Source organism: Paraburkholderia tropica, from assembly GCF_900109265.1.
GTDB lineage: Bacteria > Pseudomonadota > Gammaproteobacteria > Burkholderiales > Burkholderiaceae > Paraburkholderia > Paraburkholderia tropica.
Map to the genome: position 1 here is coordinate 215,421 of NZ_FNZM01000017.1, position 6,767 is coordinate 222,187.

9 protein-coding genes are annotated in these 6,767 nt (G+C 57.1%); 5 read left to right on the plus strand and 4 right to left on the minus strand.

The annotated features are described in order from the left end of the window. Positions 1 to 579 precede the first annotated feature (579 nt). The 3 genes from BMY06_RS27485 (at position 580) to BMY06_RS27495 (ending at position 2,711) form a co-directional block, all read left to right on the plus strand. Entirely contained in the window at positions 580 to 894 is a 315-nt protein-coding gene (locus tag BMY06_RS27485) for a hypothetical protein (protein WP_074986461.1), read from the plus strand. Positions 895 to 1,739: 845 nt separating this feature from the next. Then, positions 1,740 to 2,033, plus strand: a complete 294-nt coding sequence (locus tag BMY06_RS27490; protein WP_074986463.1) for a hypothetical protein — start codon at positions 1,740 to 1,742, stop codon at positions 2,031 to 2,033. 3 nt (positions 2,034 to 2,036) lie between these two features. Next, positions 2,037 to 2,711: a hypothetical protein gene (locus tag BMY06_RS27495; protein WP_074986464.1), complete on the plus strand. Its 675-nt coding sequence runs from the start codon at positions 2,037 to 2,039 to the stop codon at positions 2,709 to 2,711. Positions 2,712 to 2,721: 10 nt separating this feature from the next. On the opposite strand, the gene BMY06_RS27500 is transcribed toward BMY06_RS27495, so the two are convergent. After that, positions 2,722 to 3,054 carry a helix-turn-helix transcriptional regulator gene (locus tag BMY06_RS27500; protein ID WP_313903778.1) on the minus strand — a complete coding sequence of 111 codons (333 nt, stop codon included), beginning with the start codon at positions 3,052 to 3,054 and terminating at the stop codon, positions 2,722 to 2,724. 160 nt (positions 3,055 to 3,214) lie between these two features. Between BMY06_RS27500 and BMY06_RS27505 the strand changes: the two genes are divergently transcribed. Further along, positions 3,215 to 3,883 carry a hypothetical protein gene (locus BMY06_RS27505; RefSeq protein WP_074986466.1) on the plus strand — a complete coding sequence of 223 codons (669 nt, stop codon included), beginning with the start codon at positions 3,215 to 3,217 and terminating at the stop codon, positions 3,881 to 3,883. A gap of 70 nt (positions 3,884 to 3,953) precedes the next feature. Next, positions 3,954 to 4,700 (plus strand): hypothetical protein, encoded by a 747-nt coding sequence (locus tag BMY06_RS38995; RefSeq protein ID WP_124263060.1) that lies wholly within the window; start codon positions 3,954 to 3,956, stop codon positions 4,698 to 4,700. A gap of 122 nt (positions 4,701 to 4,822) precedes the next feature. Here the strand turns inward: BMY06_RS38995 and BMY06_RS27515 are convergent, their stop codons facing one another. The 3 genes from BMY06_RS27515 to BMY06_RS27525 all read right to left on the minus strand — a co-directional run. Further along, complete coding sequence (locus BMY06_RS27515) at positions 4,823 to 5,563, minus strand: hypothetical protein (RefSeq protein ID WP_074986469.1); 741 nt, start codon at positions 5,561 to 5,563, stop codon at positions 4,823 to 4,825. A gap of 86 nt (positions 5,564 to 5,649) precedes the next feature. Continuing rightward, on the minus strand, positions 5,650 to 5,964 hold the full coding sequence (locus BMY06_RS27520; protein WP_074986471.1) for a hypothetical protein: 315 nt from the start codon (positions 5,962 to 5,964) through the stop codon (positions 5,650 to 5,652). Positions 5,965 to 6,313: 349 nt separating this feature from the next. Beyond that, positions 6,314 to 6,767: IS66 family transposase (locus BMY06_RS27525; RefSeq protein WP_143064439.1), on the minus strand; the 454-nt coding region annotated here is incomplete at its 5' end.

The window sequence follows — 6,767 nt, forward strand, 5'->3', positions numbered from 1 at the left end:
CCGGCCCGGGGTTGCAGGCTCAGCGTTTGCCGGAGATATATGGTGGGGTCTGCGGATGGTCTTCGGGTTGGTGGTCATCGCAATCGACACCGCAACGCTGTGCAAGGCCGGCCGCCGTTTTCGTGAACTCATGCCCATGATCGCAGACAGACCGGCAGCGGGTTTTCCGCAGCGTCAGCCCCTGCAACCGAAGTACCTTGTTCAACTGCCCCGGATTTTCGACAGACAGACAACGCTACCGCTCCACATTTCACTGGTTTTGCCCACTGGGGGCATTAATATGGCAACGGCCCTGCCATCCGTACGCGTACGATAACCCAAAGTCGCCACGCGGCCGATCACGCAAATGATTCCCGAAACAAAGCACGCGGGGATTCTACTGTGTGAGTAAATTGCACTGGAGGATTTTATCGAATGCGAAGAACCATCGCTTGTTGCGTTTGAGACACCGGCGTGCGGTGTGCGTGATTTCCTTTCATGAAATTCATCTGGATGACGCGACGGGTGTGGCACCTTATCTGCAATGCATGAACTCGACGTGTGAACCTGCAACCAGCCATAACCACCTGGAGACCTCAGATGGGTAAGAAATCTTCCTCGAAGAACGTCGATGTCGGGTCGACGCAGACAACGACGGCGACGCTGGAATCTCTCTTAACGCAGATCACCGAATTCGTACAGGCAGGAACGCTTGACAGCCGTTGCGCAGCGAAGCTGGGCCGACGGCTCAGGAAGGAGGCGGAGGCGATCGAATCCGACGGGCGAGCGTCGCAGTCCGAACTCGATACCTTGAAGCAGGCGTCCGAAAAACTGGACGCTTCGTTAAACCGGCGCAATGGGAAACTGCTTGTCGAGGCCTATGAAGCTTTGCGTGATTCCGACTCGCCATCCTGAGAGGCTTCGCGCCGCGTAACGGCTTTTCCGGCGCGACTCCCCGGCAGCGGGCAGTCATGCGTGCTGCCTCCGCCGAATCCAGTACGGATCGCAGCTGGCATACACGGTTTTTGTGTCCGTCTCGCGCGCAGCACCTGCGGTCAGCCGGGGGAAATGCGAAAATTTGCTGATTTTCCCCGTCCGAGCAAGGCGCGTAGCCGCTCAAAGCCAGGTTTAGGAATGCAAAGCACCTGAAACGGCCTGTTTTTGCCAAAATTGCTCAAAAATTAAGCAGATTGCGGCTATTTTTCGCCCCTGACTGGCTCGAATCCCGAATTGTTGCATCGCGCCAAATATTACAAATCTTTCCATCTCAGGGAATCGGGCCGTAGCGGCGTTGCCCGCTGCCACCCACCCCAACCCCTTGGCCGAGCGATCCAGAGCCGCTGACGGACCGGAAAACGGGCCGGATGGCCCTTTTCCTGTTCGCCAGACGCCCCAAAAGTTCACCGGGTAACCAAAGTTTCGGAAAATCGCAGAGTCGAGACGCTTTGATTGCGCCCTTTTTATCCGATAAGTGGATTTGTGTTACATTCCGCTGCCGGACGGCTGGTGCGGAAATTTTTTTGCCGATTTTTTCATGAAAAATGGCATTTTTCCTCTCGCCTGACGACCGCCTGGCCGATTTTGTGTGCCGCCTGAGGGACGCGCCCTGAATCGCCTCTGCAATCCGGTCCGTTGCACCCCGATTGTCTGAATTACCCCTCCGCAGCACCTCCCCGTTTCATCTTTCAGCGTCGATTCCCCCTGATGCCGGTATGCCTGCCGGGGAACTCGCTCGTCCAAATAATTTAGGAAACCTGATTATGTATAAAAACGACCAAACACCTCTTTTTACGCTGGGCCAGATTGTCATGACGCCCGGTGCGCTCGATCTCATGTGCCGAGCCGGAATTTTTCCCTTGCGGTTAGTGCTCCGTCATCAACGGGGCGACTGGGGCAGCCTGGATGAGCAGGACCGCACCGCCAATGATCGGGCCGTGCACGGACGCACGCGGATTCTCAGCTCATACGAAGTGGGCGCGCGCCAGGGAAAAATATGGATCATCACCGAGGCGGATCGAAGCGTCACGACAGTGCTGCTCCCGAGCGAGTATTAGGCGATGGGCTTCACCGTCCAGAGGTTTCATCCGCTCATCCGGCCGGGGCTGTATCTCGGCGCTGACGGTTCGGCGATTCCAGTCTTTTCGCAGCAGTCTGCGTGGGATTCGCTTTGCGCCCTTCATGCTCTCGCCAGCGCCCTGAAAATCCTTGGCCTCATCGCGGACCCGGCGCGTATTGCGACGCGGCAGAGAAAGATTGAAGCCGCCATCTGGCGCAAGGCAACCGACATTTTCCAGACCGGCGTGACGTTCACGGAGCTTGCCGACTTTATCGCCGGGCTCGATTGCGGGCTGAGGATAAAGCTGTTCGAGCGCGGTTCGCACCGGGAAGTCATCCCCTTCATCGAGCGCGAACTGGCCCGAAAACGACTGGTCATTGCGAGTTTTCGCGTGATCGGAGAGTCGCATAACCATGCGGCACTTGTGATCGGCGTAGAGGGATTAGAGCACGGCGGCAGGTTCGAGCCGCACGCGCTTCTCATCCTCGACCCTGCTGAGTCACTACCCGGTGCGTTCGCGACGGGTAACGCCCGGCTTGACTATGCGGACCGCAAACCCGGCAAAGCGCGACGCGTGTGGCGGTACGGCAAATATGCGACGGCAGGGGAAACGTTTTCGGTTGTCGTCAATGCTGCGCTATCGATTCATGTCGACAAGCCGTTACATCCGCCGTAGCAAATGAGCGTTACCTCAGTGCCCGGCGCCTTGGTTGCGGCGCCGAATCCCGCCGATGCGCGGCAGATGGTTTGAGCGACAACGCAATTGGCTCGAACAGGTCCGAAAGCGTAATGCCGAGCACGTAACAGATCGTCGCCAGGGTTTCGACAGTCGGATTGGCAATTCCGCGCTCTATGGCACTCACGCGGGTTCGGTCCAGGGATGCCCCGTACGCCAACTCCTCCTGTGATTTGTCGGCCTCGATCCGACATGCCTTGACCCGCGCTCCAACTGCTGTCGCAACTGGGCTGCGTCGATCCCGACTTTTCGATTTCTCGCTCATGGGTTCAAGCATGGCCATGAGACGCCTCTAAAACCACGTCTTATAAACCGCCATTAAACGACGCTTATAAACCGCGTTAACGATAGACTATCTGCATCAGGCAATTCGTCCCCGTCGACTTGGGGTCCTGAAAAGCCTCACCTCAAGCCGTAAATAAACCACGAGGAAACCAAAAATCATGAATATCCTGAAAATCTCAACCATCGTTCTTGCAGCCCTTGCGCCCGCAGTAGCGAACGCGCAGCTCAACCAGCTTCTCGGTGTGATCCACTCGGTCCAGAACGCCGTGGCCCAGCCAGCCCAGAGCCAGTCCCAGCAGGCCGGGCAGGATTCGATGCAGGATGATCAGCGAATGATCGCGCAGGCGCAAAGCCAGCAAGCAGCCATGCAGCAGCAGGCGCAACAGCAGGAACAGAACGACAACGCGGCGTATCGTGCGGCGATGGCCCAGAAAGCAGCTGCGGGGCGGCAACAGGCGCAGCAGATAGTCGCCGATCAGGACGCAAAGGACATTGCAAAATACCGGGCGTCGCAGCAACGCGACCAGCAGCAGGCGCAACAGCAATTCAACGACGCGAAGAAGTCGGCAGCGGCATGCCGTACCCTGCTCGACCAGAATATGCCGATTGCGGAGCGGTTCATCCGCTGTCGCAATCAGGGCATGACGGAACCGCAGGAGATGGCGTTTGTCGGCGCAATGCCAGTTCTCGCGCAGGCGTACATGGCGTCCATGGTGCAGGACGTATTTGAAGACGACGTAACCAACCCGGCGCGGGGCAAGGCAATCACCGACTACTACGACGCCTGCTACCGGCGCGGCACGCCGTGTGCCCGGCCGAAGTGGTAAGCAAATTCGACGTCTCTGGAAAACTACTGCGTGACGGGCTCACGGTCCGTCACTCCCAATGGAAAGGAAAATGAACTTCATGCGGAAACGTCGGGCGTTCGCCGACCGCCTCTGCATCATTGCAGCCATTCCGCTTGTTTTGGCTGCGTGCTCAAAGCAGGCCACCAACGCTACCAATGCGGCCGAGCCCGCGCCAGCCTCAACAGTTCAGCAATCGTCGCCGGTCGCAGCCGCATCAAACCAGCCTCCGGTGGCTTCATCTTCCGTCGCCCCGGTGTCAATGCCGACTGTATCCGCTTCTAGCGCCGAGAGTCGCGATGCAGGCGCTGACGCACAGGAAGCCGATGAAAGCGGTGCAGCGGTAGGCACGGTCATGGTGAGCGACACCGGCGGCGACCAGAGCGCGGAGACGCCATTCGGCAAGCTAAGCACGAACGACAGCAACGTGCTTCTCCTCGACGGCAAACCCGTTAGCCCGCAGATTCAGGGTAACAACTCGCTGAGCTTCGTCGCACAGGTCGCCATGAAGAACCGCCGCGCGGTACTGGTTCAGGATAATGGAGGGACCGCGTGCCCGGCGTTGTATCACTGGGTCATTCTGTCGGAAGGCAGCTACACGGTCGGCCCGGAGTTCGGGTCGTGCTCCGATCTGCCGAAAGTCTCGACCCAATCGGGCAAGCTAATTGTCACGATGCCCGACTTCGTTGGCGATGCGGCCTCCGAGGCGGAACAGAAGCGCGTCGCAAAGAGGACGAAGAAATACGTCTACGACGGAAAGGCCATGACCGACGACGGGAAGCAAGTTCACGGTGACTGATCGAGTCGTATGGCAGGACGGTGGCATGGACGAGCCTGATGAGCCCGCATGCCACCCAAATTTCTCGTAGGTCTATACGTATCACCGCAGTACACGCGCCGCGGCATCGAAGGCGCAATTCATCAGAACGGCCAAGCGGTCCCGATCAGCCGCCCGAGGTACGCGAAGTCGCGAACCATCAACGCCGTCAGTCCGTCACATGCAGCGAGGAAGCCAACGGTCGACATTATCAAGTAGTGCAGGGAAAAACGTGCGGCGCCATCGAAATTGCGTTCGGTGAGGTACGCAAAGACAAGATAGAGCAACGACAGAAACAAGGCAGCAAAACCCACGACCGTGAGGATACGGTATGCAAGAGGGAGGACCACGCCCAGCCACGTAGACCATTGGCCTGCTATTGGCAAGCCATATCCTAAAAGCGACTTCGCCATCGGGTAGATTTGCGAAGCGTTTGCCGCAGTATTGACGAGATACAGATTCGCACTATACGCCAGCCAACAGGCGATCGCCGCGCCCAAGACGTAGAACACGTCCCATATGCGATAAGCCCCGTATGCGCGCATCGTCACGATAAGTGAGATGAACGCGATTGGCACTCCGATCAGGGCAAAGGTCTGAAGGACGGAGTTGTACAACGGCCCAAGAATAGGATAGGTAAATGCAATCAGCAGAACCAACATCTGCCACAGTAGTTTGAAGCTTTTCTGGATCGGTGCCAGCGCATTGTTTACGATGACAATGTTTCCGGAACCTTGAACGTTGATGTCGCGACTCACTTTCACGTTGAGTCGCAGTGTCTTGATGGAAATCAGACTGCTGACAGTAATGGTAATCAGGCCTTTGAGGCTGAACAAATCGCTCATACTTACTGCTTCCGTCTATTGGGATTTTTGAAACTGGGGTCTATCCAGGAACCGTCATAGCGATCGGTTGGCGGGATGCCCCTCGATTACGAGAACCACGAGAGCTGCTTTCGCATATGCGCGCAATAGGCATCCCAACCGACGTCATACTCCGCGAACAAGTGAGTCCTCATGGCTGCAGGAAAGGCGCCGCGAATCGGATGCTCCCTGTCGAGTTCTACGCGCCACTCAGCGGATACTCGACTGACCGCACTAATGTAGTCGCGCAGGCGCATCTCCGGGTCAACAAAATCCATTAGGTCACAACGGAAATCGGCCGGTCGTTGCAGAGGGGAAATTGGCGAATCGAGGTAGGAAGCATCACCCCGGAATTGCCGCAGGGTTTCACGGATGTTGTCCATCACATGTGCGCATAGCGCCATGCGATCTGCATTCGTTATAGCATTCTCAGACGTGGTCCGATTGACAATTGGCGACAGAAGACGTTTCAATGACGATTGCATAATGAGCTGAGAAGCTACCCTAACATCTGAATAACGGCGCTTCCGCCAAAAAATTAAGACGTTTTCGCTAGAGGCGGGCATCCACTTTATCAACGCGATCATCTTGCCTATCAGGATCGCGGCGCCTACTCAACCCTCCGCGACGATAAGTATTGGCGCTGACCGTGGAATAGATTCGTAAGCGGCTCAGCTGGGCCGTTCGTCCATTCGCGTGCGCGTAAGGCAAGATGGTGACTGGAATTGCCAATCAGGTAGAGGGATCTGGCGGACTGCCTGGTGTGTGCAGCTTGTCGGCCACACGCCAAGGCAGGAGTTCGTCGATGCGATTGATTTTATGACCGGCGATATGGGTTAGCACGTAGTCGAGGTAGGCACGCGGATCGACGTTATTCAGTCTGCAAGTGCCAATCAATGCGTACATCGCGGCTGCCCGTTCGCCGCCGCTGTCTGAACCGGCGAATAAAAAATTTTTCCGACCCAGGCTTACACAACGCAGCGCGTTCTCGGCGATGTTGTTATCAATCTCTAGCGTACCGTCTTCGCAGTACAACGTCAGTGCGCTCCACTGGTTCAGCGTATAGTTGATCGCCTTGGCCGTATCGGACTTCGACGACAGCGTTTCGAGCTTTGCCTTGAGCCACGCTTCATAGATTTGAAGCAGCGGTCTGGCTTTCTCCTGCCGTATTCGCAGCCGTTCGGCT

Coding starts and splice junctions, on each gene's coding strand:
- BMY06_RS27485 (WP_074986461.1), top strand. CDS start 580: ATGGGTAAGAAATCTTCCTCGAAGAACGTCGATGTCGGGTCGACGCAG.
- BMY06_RS27520 (WP_074986471.1), bottom strand. CDS start 5,964: ATGGACAACATCCGTGAAACCCTGCGGCAATTCCGGGGTGATGCTTCC.
- BMY06_RS27495 (WP_074986464.1), top strand. CDS start 2,037: ATGGGCTTCACCGTCCAGAGGTTTCATCCGCTCATCCGGCCGGGGCTG.
- BMY06_RS27490 (WP_074986463.1), top strand. CDS start 1,740: ATGTATAAAAACGACCAAACACCTCTTTTTACGCTGGGCCAGATTGTC.
- BMY06_RS27505 (WP_074986466.1), top strand. CDS start 3,215: ATGAATATCCTGAAAATCTCAACCATCGTTCTTGCAGCCCTTGCGCCC.
- BMY06_RS27500 (WP_313903778.1), bottom strand. CDS start 3,054: ATGGCCATGCTTGAACCCATGAGCGAGAAATCGAAAAGTCGGGATCGA.
- BMY06_RS38995 (WP_124263060.1), top strand. CDS start 3,954: ATGAACTTCATGCGGAAACGTCGGGCGTTCGCCGACCGCCTCTGCATC.
- BMY06_RS27515 (WP_074986469.1), bottom strand. CDS start 5,563: ATGAGCGATTTGTTCAGCCTCAAAGGCCTGATTACCATTACTGTCAGC.